This is a genomic window from Shewanella sp. SP1S1-7, assembly GCF_031932105.1.
Taxonomy (GTDB): domain Bacteria; phylum Pseudomonadota; class Gammaproteobacteria; order Enterobacterales; family Shewanellaceae; genus Shewanella; species Shewanella baltica.
The window spans coordinates 1-21,236 of record NZ_JAUOEU010000030.1 but is presented as its reverse complement, the minus strand read 5'-3'; the positions used below and the strand labels follow the sequence as shown (position 1 = coordinate 21,236).

Sequence of the window (21,236 nt, the reverse complement as noted above, 5' to 3'; positions counted from 1 at the left end):
TTGACGGGCTGACTGACTCAGAATACTTCGCCTGTTTCTAAATCAACATTATCTTCCGTGCTATCATCATCTTTAGCAGCCAGTGCACTAGGATTGCTCAAAAGTAACTCACGTAATGTCTTGTCAATTTCAGTAGCAATGGCTGGGTTTTCAGTCAAATATTTACCAGCATTAGCACGGCCTTGACCGATTTTATCGCCTTTATAACTGTACCAAGCACCCGCTTTTTCAATCAACTTATGGGCTACGCCTAAGTCAACTAACTCACCAGTACGGTTAATACCTTGGCCATAAAGGATTTGGAATTCGGCTTGCTTGAACGGTGCTGCAACCTTGTTTTTCACCACTTTAACGCGTGTTTCGTTACCGACAACTTCATCGCCGTCTTTAATGGCACCAGTACGACGAATGTCTAAACGAACAGAAGCATAGAACTTCAGCGCGTTACCACCGGTTGTCGTTTCTGGGTTACCAAACATCACACCAATCTTCATCCGGATTTGGTTGATGAAGATAAGTAAGGTGTTAGATTGCTTTAAGTTACCCGCAAGTTTACGCATGGCTTGGCTCATCATACGTGCCGCTAGGCCCATGTGAGAATCACCAATTTCGCCTTCGATTTCAGCTTTAGGCGTTAATGCCGCCACTGAGTCAACGACGATAACGTCAACAGCGCCTGAGCGAGTTAATGCATCACAAATCTCAAGCGCTTGCTCGCCAGTATCTGGTTGTGAACACAGCAGGTTATCAATATCTACGCCCAATTTTTTAGCATATATAGGGTCGAGTGCATGCTCAGCATCGATAAAGGCACAGGTTTTACCTTCACGTTGCGCTGCGGCAATCACTTCTAAAGTCAGTGTCGTTTTACCTGATGATTCAGGACCATAGATCTCAACGATACGACCCATTGGCAAACCGCCAGCACCTAAAGCAACGTCCAGAGACAGAGAACCGGTAGAAATGGTCTCAACATCCATAGAGCGATCTTCGCCCAGCTTCATGATGGAGCCTTTACCAAATTGCTTCTCAATTTGGCTCAATACCGCAGCAAGTGCTTTCTCTTTATTTGGATCGACCTTCATTCCAGTTCCCTCATCAAGACATGCCTTAAGCTGTCAAAAGTAATATTCAATTTACAAACGGGTAATTCAAAAAGCCGCGCTTTTCGTCTTAATTCTGCTGACTAGTATACTGTACAATCATACAGTATCAAGACCTGTGACTGAATTATTTTTAGCTCATGGGATTTTTAATATGGCCAAGGTTTTAGCGAATATCAAATCCGATATCGCATCCCTTTGACGAATATCCGTCATCAAGGGCTCAATTTTCGGTAAATTATTGCTAAGATTGGCGCAGCAAATTTTGCGTGGTCTTTTTGGCTGAAAATTGTATAGCAGTCTTCTGCTTCTCTAGCGCTTAATCCCCTGTAACCACACAAACTGTATCGCCTTTAGGCAGTCACAACGGACGATAACGATTTAATGAATGTAATTGATACCGATGATTTAGAAAAACATACTCCTATGATGCGTCAGTACTTGACCATGAAAGCAGAACATCATGACATGTTGCTGTTTTATCGCATGGGTGACTTCTACGAGTTGTTTTATGACGATGCTAAACGTGCTTCTGAGCTGTTAGGCATTTCACTTACGGCGCGCGGTAAAAGTGGTGGCGATCCTATCCCCATGGCAGGACTGCCTTACCATGCTGTGGAAGGCTATCTAGCGAAATTAGTTCAAATTGGTCAATCGGTTGCAATATGTGAACAAATTGGCGACCCAGCAACCTCTAAAGGGCCAGTTGAACGTAAAGTGGTGCGTATCGTCACGCCTGGCACCTTAACCGATGAAGCCCTGCTACAGGAACGCCAAGACAATCTGTTGGCCGCAGTTTATCAAGGTAAAGTCGGTTTTGGTTATGCCACTCTAGATGTTTCATCTGGACGTTTTGTGATTGCCGAACTCGAGACGCGAGAGTCATTAGAAGCTGAATTGCAACGCACTAATCCTGTTGAAGTTCTCTACAGTGAAGACTTTGGTGAACTTGCTCTGCTAAACGGTTTTAAAGGCAAACGCCGTCGCCCTGAATGGGAATTTGATTACGATACTAGCATTAAGTTACTGCTAGCCCAGTTTGGCACGAAAGACTTGCATGGTTTTGGTATTGCAGATGCGCGTTTATCACTGCAGGCTGCGGGGTGTTTGATGCAATATGTCAAAGACACTCAGCGCACTGCCCTGCCCCACATCAATGCCATTACCCGCTTTAATCAAACCGATAGCATAGTGCTCGATGCGGCAACTCGCCGTAATTTAGAACTCACTCAAAACCTTGCCGGAGGCCGCGATAATACCTTAGCCGCAGTATTGGATAACACGGCAACGCCTATGGGCAGCCGTATGTTGCAACGCTGGATCCATCAGCCGCTGCGAGATCCAAAACACATCAAAGCACGCCAACAGGCGGTGACTGAATTACTCGATACTGCCGCCCACGAAGGTTTGCATGAGCAATTAAAGGCACTTGGCGATATTGAACGTATCATGGCAAGACTCGCGCTGCGTACCGCTCGACCTAGGGACTTTGCCCGTTTACGTCAAGCGCTGGGCTTACTACCTGAATTACAACAGAGTTTAAGTACCCTAAGCGCGCCACACACGACTCAATTACGTCAATACTTAGGTGAGTTCCCCGTTGAACAAGCCCTGCTTGAGCGCGCGATAGTCGATAATCCACCTATGCTTATCCGCGATGGCGGAGTGATCCGTGAAGGCTACAACAGCGAACTAGATGAATGGCGCGGTCTGAGCGAAGGTGCAAGCGATTACTTAGTACAACTCGAAGCCAGAGAAAAAGAACGTACAGGTATCAACACCCTTAAAGTCGGCTATAACCGTGTACACGGCTATTACATCGAAGTAAGTCGCTTGCAATCCTCGCAAGTGCCACTCAATTACCAACGACGTCAAACCCTTAAGAATATGGAGCGTTATATCACGCCCGAACTTAAGGAGTACGAAGAAAAAGTACTCTCGAGCCAAGGTAAAGCGCTGGCACTCGAAAAGCAGTTATGGGAACAGTTGTTCGATCTTATTCTACCTAAGTTACATGAATTACAAGCTTTTGCTCGTGCGGCGGCTGAGCTTGATGTGTTGAGTAACTTTGCCGAGCGCGCCGAAACCTTAGGTTACACTTGCCCAGAGCTGAGCCAAGATATCGGTGTGCAGATAGAGGCTGGTCGCCACCCCGTGGTGGAGCGTGTGAGTCAAACACCGTTTATCGCTAACCCAGTGACCTTGCACAATCAAAGACGTATGTTGATTGTCACCGGACCCAACATGGGCGGTAAATCGACTTACATGCGTCAAGTCGCTTTGATCACGCTGATGGCCCACATTGGCTGTTTCGTACCAGCAGATCGCGCACTGATCGGCCCTATCGATCGCATATTTACCCGTATTGGCGCCTCTGACGATCTGGCCTCTGGCCGCTCAACCTTTATGGTCGAAATGACAGAAACCGCCAACATTCTACACAACGCCACCGCCAGTAGCTTAGTGTTAATGGATGAAATCGGCCGCGGTACATCCACCTATGATGGTTTATCGCTCGCTTGGTCGGCGGCAGAGTATTTAGCCCAGCAAGTCGGCGCTATGACCCTATTCGCCACCCATTACTTTGAATTAACTCAGTTACCTGACTTGATGGCAGGTGTTTACAATGTGCACCTAGATGCCATAGAGCACGATGATACCATCGCCTTTATGCATGCAGTACAAGAAGGCGCCGCCAGTAAAAGCTACGGTTTACAAGTTGCGGCGCTTGCCGGCGTACCAAACAAAGTGATTAAAGCCGCTAAACATAAGTTGCAGCAATTGGAGAGTCGCGATCATCAAGCTGAAGGAACGAGGACGCCTATTCAAAGCTTACTCGCGTTACCTGAACCAATTGAGAATCCAGCGTTAACGAAGTTAAGTAGCATTAATCCCGATAACTTAACGCCAAAGCAGGCACTTGATTTGCTCTATGAGCTGAAACGTCTGAGCTAAAGCTCTGTGAACGGGTGATATTCGCTAAACGATATGATCAGTAATAAATGACTAGAAACAACAACGCCCACTCTTGAGTGGGCGTTTTACTTTTATAGACCAGACCTAACCACTAGACTTAAAACCTTAGCTAGACATCTTGAGTAACAAAGATGCGGTATTAGTTTCTAAATAAAGCTTCAACAGATAAACCTTGAGATCCTAATAAGTCGCGTAAACGTTTCAATGCTTCCACTTGGATTTGACGTACACGCTCACGGGTTAAACCGATTTCAGCCCCCACATCTTCGAGTGTAGAAGGTTCATAACCTAACAGACCAAAACGGCGGGCTAACACTTCTCTTTGTTTAGTGTTTAACTCATTGAGCCATTTGACCACTGAATTAGAAATATCTTCATCTTGCACTTTATAGTCAGGGCCAACGTTATCGTCATCGGCTAAAATATCCAGCAACGCCTTGTCATTATCGCCCCCCAAAGGCGTATCGACAGAGGTGATTTTCTCATTCAGCTTAAGCATACGGCTGACATCAGCACTCGACACTTGTAGTTTTTCGGCAATTTCTTCGGCCGTAGGTTCGTGATCGAGTTTTTGTGCTAACTCGCGAGCGGTGCGCAAGTAAACATTGAGTTCTTTAACAACATGAATAGGCAAACGAATTGTACGAGTCTGATTCATAATGGCGCGCTCAATGGTCTGTCTGATCCACCAAGTCGCGTAGGTTGAAAAACGGAAACCTCTTTCTGGGTCAAACTTTTCAACGGCCCGAATTAAGCCTAAGTTGCCTTCTTCGATAAGATCAAGCAGTGCTAAGCCGCGATTGTTGTAACGACGGGCAATCTTTACGACCAGACGTAAATTACTTTCGATCATGCGATTACGGGATTTTGCACAGCCTTTTAAGGCTTTACGGGAAAAGTAAACTTCTTCTTCTGCGCTAAGCAGTGGGGAAAAACCAATCTCACCTAGGTAAAGTTGAGTGGCATCAAGATTTTTTTGCAGGTCATCTTGAACCTGTTGTTCTATTCCTAGCTCTTGAACTAAATCGGATGCAACTTCTTCTTTTTCAAGATCGAAGTCAACAGTGTCTACGGATAAATCTACTAGTGCTTCTGCGGCAGTGCTTTTTATGCGGCTCATGATTAAATCTCCCAAACCTGATTAAACTGCTGAATTAGTGCAATTTCCTATCCTCCATTTGCCAACAAGGCCCCAAGCAATCATTGTTTGGGTAAATAAGTAAGTGGGTTTACAGACTGTCCATGGTAACGAATTTCAAAATGTAACATTACCCGATTGGCACCTGTACTGCCCATTTTTGCAACTGTCTGCCCTGCGAGGACATGTTGCTTTTCTTTGACTAAGATCTTGTCCGTATGAGCATAAGCACTAAGGTAATCGTCACTATGTTTAATAATCACTAAATTACCGTAACCCCTAAGAGCACTTCCTGCGTATACCACCCGCCCATCTGCAGCAGCTTTGATGATATCTCCCCGATTCCCCGCGATCTTAATGCCTTTATTTCCCTGCTCATTGGCAGAGTAAGTCCCGATTAACTTCCCTCTTACTGGCCACTCCCACTGACTCACACTGGTTGGTAGTGTCGAAGTCGGTGGAACCATGATCGAGTTAACATTTTGTTGGGAACTTGTTACAAGGTACGCGGGCTTAGCTTTCTGATCAAGTGTTTTTTTCAGATCATTACTTGACTTAGTGCCGGTTTGAGAAGCTTGATTATCTGTTTGTTTTTTATCATTTTTACTAGAATTATTACCCGAGGAGCTCGTTTTCCTTCCATCTAAAGTTGTAGATTTGGACTGACTACTCGACTTAGCATTCGTTAAATATAAAATCTGTCCTGGGTAAATTGTATAAGGGTTATCTAACTGATTAAGTTTAGCTATTTCAGAAAAATCCTTTCCTGCTCCCCAAGAAATAGAGTAAAGCGTGTCGCCTTTCTTAACTTTATATGAATTCGATTTAATGTGGCCTTTGTTGTTTTTAGAGTAGCTATGGGAAATATTTTCGACGGGCGCGGGTCGGCTGGCCTGAAAGCTACAGCCTGCAAGCAGAAATATAAAGCAGAGGTTTAAGACTAAACCCGCATTCAACAATAAAAACTCCTTGGTGAGGCTGTATTACTGTTTATGATGAGAAAACAATGCCCTCGTTGCAAGACAAGCTGTTCAGTGGAGACAGTAGCACAACACAAGGTTAAGCTAACTCTCCATTAATCAAAGGGACAAATTTAACCGTTTCAATTGTTTCCGAACTGAAGCGGTCCGCAGTACGAGTGATTCGCATCAATTGCTGGGTATCTTCGCCGACTGGCAGAACTAACACTCCGCCCTCCGCTAATTGAGACAGTAAGGCCTCAGGTATAGTCGAAGCGGCAGCGGTCACCATAATGGCATCGAACGGGCTACGATTCGCCCAACCTAACCAGCCATCACCATATTTAAACGACACATTATGCAAATCTAATCGTTTTAAGCGCTGTCTCGCTTGAATTTGCAAACCTTTGATGCGCTCGATAGTACAAAGCTGCGGCACTAATTGCGCCAAAATTGCCGCCTGATAACCCGATCCTGTACCCACTTCTAATACGCGCTGAGGCATCTTATGCAGTAAGAGTTCGGTCATACGGGCGACGATATAAGGCTGCGAGATGGTTTGCCCTTGGCCAATAGGTAAAGCGGTATTTTCATAGGCTTTATGGGCTAACGCATTATCGAGAAAGATTTCCCGCGGCGTATGCGATATCGCCTTTAACACGGCTTGATTGCGGATCCCCGCATCATGAAGCTTTTTAGCTAAGTTCACCGCCGATGTTAAGGCAACTCGAGTCATATTTTATCTACCCAATTTTGCAATGCCGTTAGTTGTCCGTAGGCAGTTAAATCAACCGTCAAAGGCGTAATTGACACATAGCCATTGGCGATAGCATGAAAATCAGTGCCCTCAGTGGCGTCCTGCTCTTGTCCTGGTGGGCCGAGCCAGAAGATCTCACGTCCAGCGGGATCTTGCGTTCGTACTATGCCTTCAGCCTTATGACGAGCACCAAGGCGAGTCACTTTAATGCCTTTGATTTGATCAAGCGGCAAGTCTGGCACATTCACATTTAAAATCTGATCCTTTGCCAAAGGCTGGGCCAACAAGCCTTGAACTATCCGCCGAGCGTAAACAGCCGCCGATTGATAATGTTCGAATTTGCGGCCATTGAGCGAAATCGCGACCGCAGGAAAACCTAAAAAGCGCCCTTCCATCGCGGCAGCGACAGTCCCCGAATACAAGGTATCATCGCCCATGTTCGCGCCAGCATTGATACCAGACACCACCATATCGGGTTCGCCATCGTACAATTCTCGGATAGCCAAATGCACACAATCAGTCGGTGTACCGTGAACAGAAATGTAACCGTTATCTAACCTATTAATTCTTAATGGATTAGTCAAGGTTAATGAATTGCTCGCACCAGAACAATTACGATCTGGCCCCACTGTCAGCACAGTCGCAATTTCAGCCAAGGCCTCAGTTAAGGCTTTGATCCCCGGAGCATTAACCCCATCATCGTTGCTCACTAAGATGCGGATCATGACTCTGCTTCAGTGTTAGGTGCAGCTTCAGTCTTAGTTTCAATTGTATCAGCCGCTACGTTAGCATTCGTTGCCTCTGGCGCAGGCTCCTGCACCAGTGTCGCTTGCCATTGCTGCTCTTTAACATCTTGATAATTGACTAACTCTCTCAACAAGGATGTGGCAAAACTGCCCGCAGGCAACACAAACTCAAGCACAAGACCATCGGCGGTTTGTTCGTATTTAAGGGCTTGGGGCTCAAGCAGTAACGGACGACGCTCTTGCTCTAATCCCGCATGTTCAAGGCCATAGCAATCGTCAGCCAACTCACTCATGGCCAAGGTTTCCACCGCAGCAGCTTCACCTTGAGGCAACATCATGCCACGGCCCCATAATGGTGCTGATAGTTGAATGTCTTTTTCAATCAGACGTTTCAACACAATAAGATCCCATTCAGGCGTAACGAAGAAGCTTTTGCTGCCCGCCAACATCACACAATCACCCGCTAGAGGCTTAGTGCCATGGTTGGCTAAACGGTACGACACCACAGTGTTAAACAGATTTGAGCGCACCGCAGACAAATACATGCTGCGCTTATTTCTATCTTTGACTTTTTTACCCGCCATCATTTGGCGACCAAAAACTAAGTTTTTACCATCGTGACCAAAGCGTTGCTCACCAAAGTAATTGGGAACGCCCACTTGAGCGACCTTTTCGATACGGCTGATAATGTCTTCGACTTGGGTGACATTTCTCAGGGTAAGAATAAAACGGTTACCGACTAAGGCACCAATTCGCAGTTTTTTGCTGTGGCGGCTGCTCGACAATATGGTCAAACGTTCGCTACTGAGCTCCTTCCAAAGCGGTGTCTCTTTACCCGGAATACGCACACCGAACCATTGTTCTGTGATGGCATTTTTATCTTTTTGTCCAGCGTAGGTCACTTCCTTTGGATGCACCTTAGCGAACTTAGCGATCATTTCAGCGACTTGTACTGTATTTAGCCCTTCTTTGCGTACATGCAGCATGTGATGTTCACCTTCACCCGTTGGGCTAAAAGGTAAAATCTCTTTCACGATAAAATCGCTATTTTGGGTTCTTAAATCTGCTGTACCTAAAGGCTTGCCATACAGATAATGTAATTCGCTCATGGGACTTTTTTACTCTTAAGTTAATCGTGTTTACGGGTCATCAATACCACGGCTTCTACCGCAATACCTTCTTTACGCCCGGTAAATCCTAGCTGTTCAGTCGTGGTCGCTTTGACGTTAATGTCGTCAAGTTCCGAGGTTAAATCTGCGGCCAATATTTGGCGCATTGCCTCAATGTGCGGCGCCATTTTAGGGGCTTGCGCTATGATAGTGACGTCAAGATTACCCAGCACAAAGCCTTTAGCCCTCGCTAAAGCATAGCAATGACGCAGCAATACGCGGCTATCAGCACCTTTATAGGCGGCATCTGTGTCGGGGAAATGTTTACCTATGTCACCCAGCGCCAGTGCGCCGAGGATCGCATCGGAAATCGCATGCAGCACCACATCACCATCTGAATGTGCGACTAGGCCAGTTTCATAGGGCACTTCGACGCCGCAAAGAATGAGGGGTCGTGCAGCACCAAATTTATGCACATCGAAACCATGGCCGATACGGATTTTCATTTAATATTCCTAACGTATTGTTTTATTTGGATTATGACTATTTTGCGGCACGCATTAAAAACAATTCGGCCAATCCCAAATCATCGGGATGCGTCACTTTTATATTGTCAGCACGGCCCGAAACGAGTCCGGGTGAAATGCCCGCCCATTCCATCGCCGAAGCCTCATCTGTCACGACCGCGCCTGCCGCCAGAGCGGCATTGAGGTAATCTTTTAGCTGCGCTGCCTGAAATAACTGCGGCGTCAGTGCATGCCATAAATTATCGCGGCAGACAGTGGCACTGATTTCGCCCTGTTTATTGGCGCGCTTCATGGTATCGCGCACTGGCATGGCCAAAATCGCGCCTTGGGGAAATTGCACTCTGGATGCGAGTAACTTGTCGATATCCGTCGCGGTTAAACAAGGTCTTGCCGCATCATGCACTAAGGCCCAACTCTGCTCGGGCGCAATTTGCAGCGCCGCCAACACAGAATCTGCGCGCTCACCGCCGCCTAATACTGTGGTCAATTTGGGATGCACGGCCTGTGGCAGGGTATTGAAGATATTATCATTCGGATGTAAGGCGACGATGACGTGGGAAATGTGCGGGTGAGACAACAGCTTATCTAAAGTATGGCCGAGAATACTCTGGCCGCACACTTCTAGATATTGTTTAGGTCTGTCGGCGCCCATGCGGCTACCAATGCCCGCAGCGGGAACGATAGCCACCACAGCTTGAGTGATAGGCTCAGCTTGGCGCTGCAATTCAGTTTGCATTACCGGCTCAGATTGACTGCCTGGATTGGATTGCTCGCTTAATCCAAGATCTAAATGTCCTAGCTCTGACATCCTAACTCCATATTACTGGGATGGACTCGATACTGAGCGATCACCACCCACGACGCGATAGAAGGTTTCACCTTCTTTGACCATGCCAAGTTCGTTACGCGCACGTTCTTCTATGGCTTCGGTACCACTTTTCAAATCGATGATTTCTTCCTTCAGCACTTGGTTACGCTCATTGAGTTTGGCGTTACCTTCTTGCTGCGCGGCAATTTGTTTTTGCAGGACGAAATATTCAGGAAGACTATTATCTCCCGACCAAAGACGAAATTGCAGTAAACCGAGTAGCACTATGAGTGCAATGACAAAAAATTTCATGGAGGAATTAGCGTCAGTATCTTGGATTAAAAAAATATACAGCAGATAGTACAACAAAAAAGGCCACCAAGTGGTGGCCTTTTTACATCAAAGTTTAAATTACGCCTGACCTTTGATCTCTTTCAAACCGCGGTATGGGGCTTTTTCACCTAATTGCTCTTCGATGCGCAGCAATTGGTTGTACTTAGCAACACGGTCAGAACGACACAGTGAACCGGTTTTGATTTGGCCAGCAGCAGTACCTACGGCTAAGTCAGCAATGGTTGAATCTTCAGTTTCACCACTACGGTGTGAAATCACTGCTGTGTAACCCGCTTCTTTCGCCATGCGAATGGCCGCTAAAGTCTCAGTCAATGAACCGATTTGGTTGAATTTGATAAGGATTGAGTTTGCAATACCGTTTTCGATACCACGGGTTAAGATTTTAGTGTTAGTAACGAATAAATCGTCGCCCACTAATTGGATCTTGTCGCCCATGATTTGAGTTTGGTAAGCCCAACCATCCCAATCTGATTCGTCTAAGCCGTCTTCGATAGACACGATTGGATATTGGTCAGCCAATGATTTTAAGAAATCAGAGAAACCGTTCGAGTCGAATACTTTGCCTTCGCCCGCTAAATCGTATTTGCCGTCTTTGTAGAATTCAGATGCGGCGCAATCCAGCGCTAAGGTCACATCCGTACCTAACTTGTAGCCAGCCAGTTCAACCGCTTCTTTGATAATGGCTAACGCATCAGCGTTTGACGCTAAGTTAGGTGCAAAACCACCTTCATCACCCACAGAAGTGCTTAGACCTTTGTCGTGCAATACTTTTTTCAGCGTATGGAAGATTTCAGCGCCCATGCGCAGTGCTTCACGGAAGGTTTTCGCGCCAACAGGTTGCACCATGAATTCTTGGATATCAACGTTGTTATCCGCGTGCTCGCCACCGTTTAAGATGTTCATCATAGGCACAGGCATAGAATATTGGCCTGGCGTGCCGTTCAATTCAGCGATGTGCGCGTATAAAGGAATACCTTTAAATGCTGCAGCCGCTTTGGCAGCCGCTAAAGACACAGCCAGAATCGCGTTTGCGCCTAACTTGTCTTTGTTTTCTGTGCCGTCTAAGTCGATCATGATTTGATCAAGCTCAGCTTGTGCAGTGGCATCTTTGCCTAATAACGCAGTGCGGATTAAATCGTTTACGTTGGCAACAGCCGTTAATACGCCTTTGCCTAAATAACGGCTTTTATCGCCATCACGTAATTCTAACGCTTCGCGGCTACCGGTAGATGCGCCAGAAGGCGCCGCTGCCATACCCACAAAACCACCTTCTAAATGCACTTCGGCTTCAACAGTTGGGTTACCACGAGAATCCATAATCTCGCGACCAATCACGTTAATAATCTTAGCCATAACACCCTCGATTTAAGTTTAAAGATAAAAGAAAAAACCAATACCTATGGGAATAAATGGAAGTCACATACCGCAGAAAATAACAAAATTCCATTTACGGTTTGCGTCCATACAGATGCAACTGATACGCATGCTGTTTATACCCAGAGGTATTAAATTCTTATGTTTCAAGTAGCGACGAGTGTAGCAAAAGGCCGGCCCCACTGTCGCGGGTCCGGCCTCAAATATTCTTACTTCAGATCACGTTTTTGATGCGCACTTGCCGCAGCAATAAACCCTTCGAACAATGGGTGACCATCGCGCGGAGTTGAGGTGAACTCAGGATGGAATTGACCTGCAACAAACCATGGGTGATCTTTTAATTCGATCATTTCCACCAGCTTACGATCAGAAGACAAACCGCTGAAGATCATGCCAGCTTGTTCTAAACGCTCTCTGTATTTGTTGTTCACTTCGTAACGATGACGGTGACGTTCTACACAGCTAGTCCCTTTGTAGGCTTGGGCCGCTTTCGAACCATCGAGTAAATGACACAATTGAGCGCCTAAACGCATAGTGCCACCTAAGTCAGACGCTTCATGGCGCTGCTCAACATTACCTTCTTCGTCAATCCATTCAGTGATCAAACCCACGACTGGGAATGGTGTTTCTTTATTGAATTCAGTTGAATGTGCATCAGCCATGCCAGCAACATTACGCGCAAATTCAATCAGGGCAACTTGCATACCTAAACAAATACCGAAATACGGTAAATTGTTTTCACGGGCAAATTTTGCCGCCAGTATCTTACCTTCAACACCACGCTCCCCGAAGCCGCCTGGTACTAAGATACCGTCTAAACCCTGTAAGACTTCTTCGCCTTTAGCTTCTACGGTTTGTGAATCAATATACTTGATAGTCACAGATACGCGGTTTTTAAGGCCTGCGTGTTTTAATGCTTCGTTGACTGACTTATAGGCATCTGGCAGTTCAATGTATTTACCCACCATACCAATAACGACTTCGCCGTTTGGATTAGCTTCTTGATAAATCACATTTTCCCACTCAGACAGATCCGCTTCACGGCATTCTAAACCGAAACGCTTAACCACTAAGTCATCCAAACCTTGTGAACGTAACAAAGCTGGGATTTTATAAATACTATCAACATCTTTTAATGAAATAACCGCACGCTCTTCGACGTTACAGAACAGCGAAATTTTGGCTTTTTCATTCGCAGGAATCGCACGATCACCACGGCAAACCAGCACATCTGGTGCAATACCGATAGAACGCAGCTCTTTCACTGAGTGTTGAGTTGGCTTAGTTTTCACTTCGCCAGCCGCGCCTAAGAAAGGCACTAAGGTTAAATGCATGAAAAGAGTACGATCACGACCCAGCTCAACACCGAGCTGACGGATAGACTCTAGGAACGGCAAAGATTCGATATCACCCACAGTACCGCCGATTTCGACGATAGCCACATCATGGCCTTCGCCACCAGCTAATACTTTTTCTTTAATCGCATTAGTGATGTGTGGGATAACCTGAATGGTTGCGCCCAAATAATCACCACGACGTTCTTTACGTAATACTTCTTCGTAAATACGACCAGTAGTGAAGTTGTTACGACGATTCATCTTAGTACGGATGAAACGCTCGTAGTGACCCAAGTCAAGATCTGTTTCTGCACCGTCTTCAGTAACAAATACTTCGCCATGTTGGGTTGGGCTCATGGTACCCGGATCAACGTTAATGTAAGGGTCCAGTTTCATGATGGTTACATTGAGACCGCGGGCCTCTAAAATTGCAGCTAATGATGCTGCTGCAATGCCTTTACCTAGTGATGAAACAACGCCACCAGTAACGAAGATATACCTTGTAGTCATGCTGAACCTGAGAAAATGAGTTTGAAAATACGTGCTTGTAAGAAAGCACTAGGACGGGGCAGTAGTATACCAAAGGCGGCGCGATTCGACAAACACCAATCAGGATAATTTGCCGTTTATCTCGTCTCTGTCGCTTTTACTTGGTCCCAATAGGCATCAAGCTCCATTAATGTGTGCTCTTGCATGCTTTTACCGCTCTCACTCGCCAACTGTTCTACGCCGCGAAAACGGCGTTCAAATTTAAGGTTGGCTTGACGCAACGCTTGCTCTGGATCGACCTTAAGATGACGGGCTAGATTCACCACGGCAAATAATAAGTCGCCCATTTCGGACTGCACTTTCGCTTGGTCTTGATCGGGTTGATTAACTTCATGCACGACTTCATCGATCTCTTCATGGATTTTAGCGACCACGGGTTCAAGCTCTGCCCAATCAAACCCAACTCGCGCTACTCTTTGCTGAATTTTGATTGAGCGCGACAGCGCAGGTTGGGTACGCGGAATATTGTCTAACGCAGAAACCACAGTATCAGCTTGGGTTTCACCCGCCACTTGCTGCGCCTTTTGCTCACGTTCAGTCGCTTTAATCGCCTCCCAATTGGCTTTCATCGCTTGGGCACTATCGCCTATTTGCGGATTTTGCTCACCAAACACATGGGGATGACGGCGGGTCAACTTGTCGCTGATTTTCTCAATCACAGTAGCAAAATCAAACAACCCCTGCTCTTTACCAAGCTGACAATAGAATACGATTTGAAATAATAAATCCCCAAGTTCATCGGGTAACTCATCCCAGGCTAAGCGCTCTATGGTATCGGCAACCTCATAGGCTTCCTCTAAGGTAAAGGGCACTATGGTTTTATACGTTTGTGCTTTATCCCAAGGACAGCCCGTGTGCGGATCACGCAGTTTTTCCATTATTTTAAGTAGCGGCTCAACATCTGTAGCAGAAAGGCCCGTTACAGAAAGTCCCGAGGTCGAAAATGAAGTTAATGGCTCAGTGTGAGAAGTCATGCTGATATCCTTAAAAGATAAATACTTAAACGGACTAATGCTGAGGATGAACAAAAAGAATACGCCTCAGCAGTGCTTGTTAATGAAAGGCTATAATAACGCGATGATAAGCGAGGTCACATAAAAGCGCTATTTTGATCCCGAGATCAGATCTTAGGGTTCTTATTTAATAGGTCTTATTTTAACTAAAAGTGCATTCGCGCCATGTAGTGGTGAAATTCACCCAAAGAGCAATAAACTGACGACTTAACGACTCAACAAATTCTCATCTATGTCCTGCATACAAGTATTTAGCGCAAGCCATCTTAAATGATAAGATACGCAGCAATATTTCAATGAAGCTAAAACTCACTGAGTGAAGACCTAACAATTTCGGCCTAACTATATATGTGATGTATGCATGTGATAAGTACCGCTTAATGAATGCGGTCATTCGATTTATTTGATTATGTTAGGTGTATTTCTATTCTGTCGCCCAAAATGGGGCGTACACCCTTATAGATCTGAGCATTACTGGAGACAAAATTCATGACAAACGCGAATATGGATGCCACGCCGTTAACGACTAAGCCATCACAAGATGGTTTTTATATGCCCGCCGAATGGGCGGCGCAGCAAGCCGTATGGATGATTTGGCCATATCGTCCTGATAACTGGCGCTCTGCAGGTGCTTATGCTCAAGCGACCTTTGCTAAGGTGGCCGATGCTATTGGTGGTGCAACGCCCGTTTATATGGGTGTACCTAAAGCCTTTTTAGCTGAAGCTCAAAAAGTGATGCCATCCCACGTCACTTTGGTTGAAATGGACAGTAACGATTGCTGGGCGCGTGACACTGGGCCAACCGTAGTTGTGAATGATAATGGCGAATGTCGTGGCGTTGACTGGGGTTTTAACGCTTGGGGCGGCCATAACGGTGGTTTGTACTTCCCATGGGATAAGGACGAACAAGTTGCACAGCAAATGCTTGCGCAGCATGGTTTTGCCCGTTACAGCGCGCCGCTGATCCTCGAAGGGGGTTCTATCCATGTTGACGGTGAAGGCACCTGTATGACGAGTGCCGAATGTTTACTCAACGCCAACCGCAACCCAGATCTGACGAAAGAACAGATTGAAGACTTACTGCGTGACTATTTGAATGTTAAGCAGTTTATCTGGTTACAAGATGGCGTGTATATGGATGAGACCGATGGTCATATCGACAACATGTGTTGTTTCGCCCGCCCAGGTGAAGTGATCCTGCACTGGACCGACGATGAAACCGATCCACAATATCCACGCTCGAAAGCCGCGCTGGACGTGTTGCAAAACACTGTTGACGCCCAAGGTCGCAAGTTAAAAATTCACCTGTTGCCACAACCAGGTCCACTGTATTGCACCGAAGAAGAATCAAAAGGCGTAACAGAAGGCACTGGCGTACCGCGCACTGCGGGCGAGCGCTTAGCGGGTTCTTATGTGAACTTTTTAATCACCAACGATCGTATCGTATTCCCACTGCTTGACCCTGCAACCGACGATATCGCTGCGCAAAAACTGCAGGAGATTTTCCCTGAGCACAAGATTGTGGGTGTGCCTGCGCGGGAGATTTTATTAGGTGGCGGCAATATCCATTGTATTACTCAGCAGATCCCTTCTGGAAAGTAAGTACACCAAGGAGAACAGTATGACGCTTGATGTCACTGTTATTGCACCACAATTGGCTTTCTGCGGGAGGGCGTAAAATGTTTGAAGTGACTGAAGTTTCCATTGCCGAGCTGCGTGAAGCGCTCGAATCCGGCCGCACGACTGCGGTTGAGTTGGTGAAATCCTATTTGGCTCGAGTGGCGGCTTACGATGGTCCTGCCACTGAGACAAAGCTGAATGCGTTAGTGGTGCACAATCCGGATGCGCTGAAAGAAGCCGAGGCTTCCGATGCGCGCCGTGCCCGTGGCGAAACCTTAAGTTCGCTCGATGGTATTCCTTACACCGCTAAGGACAGCTATTTAGTGAAGGGACTGACGGCGGCGTCTGGCAGCCCAGCCTTTAAAGATTTAGTGGCCCAGTACGATGCCTTTGCCGTCGAGCGCCTTCGCGCCGCAGGTGCTATTTGCTTAGGCAAAACCAATATGCCACCCATGGCGAATGGCGGCATGCAGCGTGGTCACTATGGCCGCGCCGAAAGCCCCTACAATGCGAACTATCTGACGGCGCCCTTTGCCTCGGGTTCTTCCAACGGAGCGGGCACAGGTACCGCGGCAAGCTACTCGGCGTTCGGTCTTGCCGAAGAGACTTGGTCGAGTGGCCGTGGCCCTGCATCCAACAACGGTTTGTGCGCCTATACGCCGTCTCGCGGGGTGATTTCGGTGCGTGGCAACTGGCCATTAACCCCAACCATGGACGTGGTCGTGCCTTATACCCGCACTATGGCGGATATGCTCGAAGTGCTCGATGTGATTGTGGCCGATGACCCTATCACCCGTGGCGATCTCTGGCGCCTACAACCTTGGATTCAAATTCCTAAAGCGTCTAGCGTTCGTCCAGAATCCTATCTGGCGCTCGCCGCTAGCGCCGACACCCTTAAGGGTAAGCGTTTTGGCGTACCGCGCATGTACATCAACAAAGATGAACTCGCGGTAACCAGCGAAAATCCGGGCATTGGCGGGCCAACGGGACAACGTATCCATACTCGCCAATCGGTGATCGATTTGTGGGAAGCGGCGCGTAAAGCCCTAGAAGCTGCTGGCGCGGAAGTGATTGAAGTCGATTTTCCGCTGGTGTCTAACTGCGAAGGCGACCGCCCCGGTGCGCCGACCGTGTTTAACCGCGGCATAGTCACGCCTCAGTTCCTCCATGATGAATTATGGGAACTCTCGGGTTGGGCGTTCGATGAATTCCTGCGGGCGAACAACGACCCTAAACTCAACAAGCTTGAAGATGTGGTGGGACATTTGATATTCCCCCATGACCTCGGCACCTTGCCAAACCGTGAGGGTGATTTAGCGGCGGGCATGGAAGAGTATGTCAACATGGCTAAACGTGGCCTTAAATCCTTCGATCAGATCGACAGTATTCCCGATGGTCTGCGTGGCTTAGAGAAGACCCGTAAGCTGGATCTCGAAGACTGGATGGACGAGCTTAAGCTTGATGCCGTGTTGTTTCCAACGGTGGCCGATGTCGGCCCTGCCGATGCCCATGTAAATCCGGCTTCAGCCGATATTGCTTGGAGCAACGGGGTTTGGGTCGCTAACGGTAACCTAGCAATTCGCCACTTAGGCGTGCCGACTGTGACTGTGCCTATGGGCGTGATGGCCGATATTGGTATGCCAGTGGGGTTAACCTTCGCGGGCCGTGCCTATGACGATAATAACCTGCTGAAATTTGCAGGTGCATTTGAGTCGACAGGCGACAGGCGCATGATCCCGCCACGCACGCCAAAGCTTGGTGAATAAGTGCTAAGACAATGCATAAGCCTATGTAAGCACTAAATGCATGAGCTTAGAAATAAAAACGGGATTGGCATCAAGATGCCAATCCCGTTTTTTTAATACCGACGTCGATACCCTTTCAACAAAGCTAGATTCATACTGCTATAAAACATGCTGCTGTAAAAAAGATAGCAGCACTTATCGCGTCTTATCTTAATGCCAAGAGTTCTTTTCTGACGATCTCTGCGCCTGCACTTAAGGCGTTGAGTTTGCCTCTTGCGACTTGATGGGATAAAGGCGTCATGCCGCAGTTGGTACAAGGATAGAGCTTGTCGGCATCGACAAATTTAAGGGCTTTTCGTAGGGTGTCAGCCACTTCCTCTGCGGTTTCAATGGTATCGGTGGCGACATCAATCGCGCCGACCATGACTTTTTTACCGCGAATGAGCTCAAGTAGCTCCATAGGCACATGGGAGTTGTGACATTCTAGCGAGATAATATCGATATTAGACTTTTGCAGTTTAGGAAATGCTTCTTCATATTGGCGCCACTCTGAGCCCAAGGTTTTTTTCCAATCTGTATTGGCTTTGATGCCATAACCATAACAAATATGCACCGCCGTTTCGCATTTAAGCCCTTCAATGGCTCGTTCTAAACACGCAATGCCCCACTCGTTTACCTCATCAAAAAACACATTAAAGGCAGGCTCATCAAATTGGATAATATCAACCCCCGCCGCTTCTAATTCTTTGGCTTCCTCATTAAGAATTTTGGCAAATTCCCACGCAAGCTTTTCGCGACTTTTATAATGGTCATCATAAAGCGTATCTATCATGGTCATTGGGCCAGGCAGAGCCCATTTAATTGGTTGCGTAGTTTGCTTGCGTAAAAATTTGGCATCTTCAACAAACACGGACTTTTGGCGACTCACTGGGCCAACAACCGTAGGTACACTCGCATCATAACGATCGCGAATTTTCACGGTTTTACGTTTTGAAAAATCAACGCCGTTGAGGTGCTCAATAAACGTAGTGACAAAATGCTGCCGCGTTTGCTCGCCATCACTGACAATATCAATCCCTGCGTGTAGTTGATCCTGTAATGACAAACGCAGTGCATCGTGTTTACCTGCAATTAATTCCTCACCTTGTAATTTCCAAGGAGACCAAAGTGTTTGCGGCTCTGCCAGCCACACAGGTTTAGGCAAACTGCCTGCCGTTGAAGTCGGTAACAGGGTTTGGTTAAGCAATGTTTTGTTAAGCGGTGTTTTATTAAGTAGTGTTGTCATGATATTAATGCCGTATTGGGTTAATTATTGAGCGTGACGATTAAGCGCAGAGCGACTAAACGAAATTAGCAGACCATTGTTCAAAAAACTTTTGGTAGGGTTTGATAAAGTACTCCGCGGCAAATTTTCCTTGCTCATTAGCCAATTGGCTACGTTCTGCTCGATCATAAACAATTTGAGTTAATGAATGATCCAAGTTTTTCAAATTGGGTTGATAGCATTTCCCTGCAACAGCATTGGCGTTATAAATCTCAGGGCGATAGATTTTTTGAAAAGTTCCCATAGTGCTGATGGTGCTTATCAACTCAAGGTGAGTGTAATCATTGAGTAAATCACCAAAGAAATAAAAAGCTAACGGTGCCACGCTATTGGGCGGCATAAAATAACGCACCTGTAAGCCCATTTTTTTGAAATATTGCTCAGTTAAAGACGATTCATTTGGCTGATATTCAACCCCTAATACAGGATGCTGATTCTCAATTCTATGGTAGGTTTTATTATCCGAAACACTGAGGCAGATAACCGGTGGCTTATTAAAATTCTGTTTGTAAGCATCAGAATTAACAAAAGACTGAAATAGCTTGCCATGTAGACCACCAAAATCATCTGGAATACTAAATTTGGCTTGACCCTTATTATGCTCTGCCAGTAATACGCTAAAGTCATAATCGCGTACGTAAGATGAAAAGTTATTGCCGACAATACCTTCAATACGTTTATTGGTTTTATGATCAACAATATTGGTTTTCAAAACTTCAATCGATGGGAAGGTTTGACCGCTGCCGTCAATATCCAAATTAACGGAGATAATTTCAAGTTCGACAGTATAACGATCGCCTTTAGGGTTATCCCAATGCGCTAAGGCATTAAAACTGTTATCAATCATCTTTAACGCGTTGCGTAAGTTCGCTTGGCGATGACTACCTCTGGCCAAATTAGCAAAGTTGGTGGTGATACGCGTCTTGTCTGAGGGATGATAATTTTCATCAAGACAAATGCTGTTAATCGTAAATGTAAAATGCTTATCCATAGTGATCCAGTATCCCATTGTCTGATTTCAAACCTGAGTTTATGCCCTGCACTTCTAGCTTCTAGACCCGACTCTGATAGACATTATTCGTGTTCTGTCTGAGGTTCTGTCCTGAGGTTCTTACTCAGTTGTCTCACAGTCTTTTAGGGGCGACTTACTTTTAACTTAAGTTCTGATGACTTAAGTTCTGATAGCTTAGCTAGGGTGCAACTTCAAGCTTGTCTAATATTTCGCTTGGAGTCATTTATACGTGGTTCGGCACATGAACAAAAACGGTTTTATTTCACATACAACATGAGCCATATTCATGATCGATTAGCATGGCGTTGTTGATTAACCAGAACTCGGGATAGGGAAAAGCAGGGGAAGCAATATATTGTCGAGTTAGTTTCCCCCTAGAGACAGTTCGTAATATTGCCAGTTACACATATTTGCCCCAAAGCAAGATAACTTTGTCGTCAGTTGTGCTGCATGAATTGCCACTGTTTCCCCAGTGACTCGCCGCCTATTTTTTTTTAAAAGAAGCATCCCTGAGGGCTCGACGGCGACATCGATGTCGCCAACGGTCACTGGTGCAACAATGCCAATCTTAACTAACCCTCTCGCTGCTCGTTTAGCTAAAAAGCTATTGCCCCAAAGCAATTCGGCGCTTCATTTTTGACACCACTTTCAAATTCATTTATCCATGAGATTTTATAATCCATATATGTCCAATTAAGCGCACCATTTCCTAAAATTTAAGTGTCTATTCATCACAACCTGAGGAGGTTTGTATGGACACTTGGCATATAAGGTCATCCCATGGG

General features: G+C 46.3%; 17 protein-coding genes. 3 read left to right on the top strand and 14 right to left on the bottom strand.

Features of this window, described 5'->3' with window-relative positions:
• Positions 1 to 17: 17 nt before the first annotated feature.
• Positions 18 to 1,085: a recombinase RecA gene (gene recA / locus Q4Q49_RS18450; RefSeq protein WP_312000064.1), complete on the bottom strand. Its 1,068-nt coding sequence runs from the start codon at positions 1,083 to 1,085 to the stop codon at positions 18 to 20.
• A gap of 402 nt (positions 1,086 to 1,487) precedes the next feature.
• Here recA and mutS point away from each other — a divergent pair, with 402 nt between their 5' ends.
• Complete coding sequence (gene mutS, locus Q4Q49_RS18445) at positions 1,488 to 4,058, top strand: DNA mismatch repair protein MutS (RefSeq protein WP_312000063.1); 2,571 nt, start codon at positions 1,488 to 1,490, stop codon at positions 4,056 to 4,058.
• A gap of 160 nt (positions 4,059 to 4,218) precedes the next feature.
• Here mutS and rpoS read toward each other — a convergent pair whose 3' ends face one another.
• The 11 genes from rpoS to mazG form a co-directional block, all read right to left on the bottom strand.
• The gene (rpoS, locus tag Q4Q49_RS18440) at positions 4,219 to 5,199 is read right to left on the bottom strand and encodes an RNA polymerase sigma factor RpoS (RefSeq protein WP_006086853.1); all 981 of its coding nucleotides are present in this window, start codon (positions 5,197 to 5,199) and stop codon (positions 4,219 to 4,221) included.
• 80 nt (positions 5,200 to 5,279) lie between these two features.
• Positions 5,280 to 6,176, bottom strand: a complete 897-nt coding sequence (locus tag Q4Q49_RS18435; RefSeq protein ID WP_312000062.1) for a peptidoglycan DD-metalloendopeptidase family protein — start codon at positions 6,174 to 6,176, stop codon at positions 5,280 to 5,282.
• Between the two features lie 100 nt (positions 6,177 to 6,276).
• Complete coding sequence (locus Q4Q49_RS18430; protein ID WP_115334138.1) at positions 6,277 to 6,912, bottom strand: protein-L-isoaspartate(D-aspartate) O-methyltransferase; 636 nt, start codon at positions 6,910 to 6,912, stop codon at positions 6,277 to 6,279.
• The gene (surE, locus tag Q4Q49_RS18425; protein WP_107402385.1) at positions 6,909 to 7,658 is read right to left on the bottom strand and encodes a 5'/3'-nucleotidase SurE; all 750 of its coding nucleotides are present in this window, start codon (positions 7,656 to 7,658) and stop codon (positions 6,909 to 6,911) included. Before surE ends, Q4Q49_RS18430 begins: the two co-directional genes overlap by 4 nt.
• Entirely contained in the window at positions 7,655 to 8,788 is a 1,134-nt protein-coding gene (truD, locus tag Q4Q49_RS18420) for a tRNA pseudouridine(13) synthase TruD (RefSeq protein WP_312000061.1), read from the bottom strand. Before truD ends, surE begins: the two co-directional genes overlap by 4 nt.
• 20 nt (positions 8,789 to 8,808) lie before the next feature.
• Positions 8,809 to 9,294, bottom strand: a complete 486-nt coding sequence (ispF, locus tag Q4Q49_RS18415; RefSeq protein ID WP_006082613.1) for a 2-C-methyl-D-erythritol 2,4-cyclodiphosphate synthase — start codon at positions 9,292 to 9,294, stop codon at positions 8,809 to 8,811.
• Positions 9,295 to 9,331: 37 nt separating this feature from the next.
• On the bottom strand, positions 9,332 to 10,123 hold the full coding sequence (ispD, locus tag Q4Q49_RS18410; protein WP_226059649.1) for a 2-C-methyl-D-erythritol 4-phosphate cytidylyltransferase: 792 nt from the start codon (positions 10,121 to 10,123) through the stop codon (positions 9,332 to 9,334).
• Between the two features lie 12 nt (positions 10,124 to 10,135).
• Positions 10,136 to 10,435, bottom strand: coding sequence for a cell division protein FtsB (ftsB, locus tag Q4Q49_RS18405; RefSeq protein ID WP_086010657.1), 300 nt, complete (start codon positions 10,433 to 10,435; stop codon positions 10,136 to 10,138).
• A 99-nt stretch (positions 10,436 to 10,534) separates the two neighbouring features.
• Positions 10,535 to 11,830: a phosphopyruvate hydratase gene (gene eno / locus Q4Q49_RS18400; protein ID WP_006082616.1), complete on the bottom strand. Its 1,296-nt coding sequence runs from the start codon at positions 11,828 to 11,830 to the stop codon at positions 10,535 to 10,537.
• 230 nt (positions 11,831 to 12,060) lie between these two features.
• Complete coding sequence (locus Q4Q49_RS18395; protein ID WP_106651225.1) at positions 12,061 to 13,698, bottom strand: CTP synthase; 1,638 nt, start codon at positions 13,696 to 13,698, stop codon at positions 12,061 to 12,063.
• A gap of 116 nt (positions 13,699 to 13,814) precedes the next feature.
• On the bottom strand, positions 13,815 to 14,711 hold the full coding sequence (mazG, locus tag Q4Q49_RS18390; RefSeq protein ID WP_312000060.1) for a nucleoside triphosphate pyrophosphohydrolase: 897 nt from the start codon (positions 14,709 to 14,711) through the stop codon (positions 13,815 to 13,817).
• A gap of 528 nt (positions 14,712 to 15,239) precedes the next feature.
• On the opposite strand from mazG, the gene aguA reads away from it, so the two are divergent.
• Entirely contained in the window at positions 15,240 to 16,352 is a 1,113-nt protein-coding gene (gene aguA / locus Q4Q49_RS18385; RefSeq protein ID WP_312000059.1) for an agmatine deiminase, read from the top strand.
• A 77-nt stretch (positions 16,353 to 16,429) separates the two neighbouring features.
• Entirely contained in the window at positions 16,430 to 18,136 is a 1,707-nt protein-coding gene (locus Q4Q49_RS18380; RefSeq protein WP_312000083.1) for an amidase, read from the top strand.
• A gap of 184 nt (positions 18,137 to 18,320) precedes the next feature.
• On the opposite strand, the gene Q4Q49_RS18375 is transcribed toward Q4Q49_RS18380, so the two are convergent.
• Positions 18,321 to 19,400 (bottom strand): methionine synthase, encoded by a 1,080-nt coding sequence (locus Q4Q49_RS18375; protein ID WP_012089815.1) that lies wholly within the window; start codon positions 19,398 to 19,400, stop codon positions 18,321 to 18,323.
• Between the two features lie 55 nt (positions 19,401 to 19,455).
• Complete coding sequence (locus Q4Q49_RS18370; protein WP_312000057.1) at positions 19,456 to 20,430, bottom strand: DUF1852 domain-containing protein; 975 nt, start codon at positions 20,428 to 20,430, stop codon at positions 19,456 to 19,458.
• Positions 20,431 to 21,236: the final 806 nt, after the last annotated feature.

Excerpts from the sequence above, each read along its gene's own strand:
- recA (WP_312000064.1), bottom strand. The coding sequence starts at position 1,085 with ATGAAGGTCGATCCAAATAAAGAGAAAGCACTTGCTGCGGTATTGAGC.
- mutS (WP_312000063.1), top strand. The coding sequence starts at position 1,488 with ATGAATGTAATTGATACCGATGATTTAGAAAAACATACTCCTATGATG.
- rpoS (WP_006086853.1), bottom strand. The coding sequence starts at position 5,199 with ATGAGCCGCATAAAAAGCACTGCCGCAGAAGCACTAGTAGATTTATCC.
- Q4Q49_RS18430 (WP_115334138.1), bottom strand. The coding sequence starts at position 6,912 with ATGACTCGAGTTGCCTTAACATCGGCGGTGAACTTAGCTAAAAAGCTT.
- surE (WP_107402385.1), bottom strand. The coding sequence starts at position 7,658 with ATGATCCGCATCTTAGTGAGCAACGATGATGGGGTTAATGCTCCGGGG.
- truD (WP_312000061.1), bottom strand. The coding sequence starts at position 8,788 with ATGAGCGAATTACATTATCTGTATGGCAAGCCTTTAGGTACAGCAGAT.
- ispF (WP_006082613.1), bottom strand. The coding sequence starts at position 9,294 with ATGAAAATCCGTATCGGCCATGGTTTCGATGTGCATAAATTTGGTGCT.
- ispD (WP_226059649.1), bottom strand. The coding sequence starts at position 10,123 with ATGTCAGAGCTAGGACATTTAGATCTTGGATTAAGCGAGCAATCCAAT.
- ftsB (WP_086010657.1), bottom strand. The coding sequence starts at position 10,435 with ATGAAATTTTTTGTCATTGCACTCATAGTGCTACTCGGTTTACTGCAA.
- eno (WP_006082616.1), bottom strand. The coding sequence starts at position 11,830 with ATGGCTAAGATTATTAACGTGATTGGTCGCGAGATTATGGATTCTCGT.
- Q4Q49_RS18395 (WP_106651225.1), bottom strand. The coding sequence starts at position 13,698 with ATGACTACAAGGTATATCTTCGTTACTGGTGGCGTTGTTTCATCACTA.
- mazG (WP_312000060.1), bottom strand. The coding sequence starts at position 14,711 with ATGACTTCTCACACTGAGCCATTAACTTCATTTTCGACCTCGGGACTT.
- aguA (WP_312000059.1), top strand. The coding sequence starts at position 15,240 with ATGACAAACGCGAATATGGATGCCACGCCGTTAACGACTAAGCCATCA.
- Q4Q49_RS18380 (WP_312000083.1), top strand. The coding sequence starts at position 16,430 with ATGTTTGAAGTGACTGAAGTTTCCATTGCCGAGCTGCGTGAAGCGCTC.
- Q4Q49_RS18375 (WP_012089815.1), bottom strand. The coding sequence starts at position 19,400 with ATGACAACACTACTTAATAAAACACCGCTTAACAAAACATTGCTTAAC.
- Q4Q49_RS18370 (WP_312000057.1), bottom strand. The coding sequence starts at position 20,430 with ATGGATAAGCATTTTACATTTACGATTAACAGCATTTGTCTTGATGAA.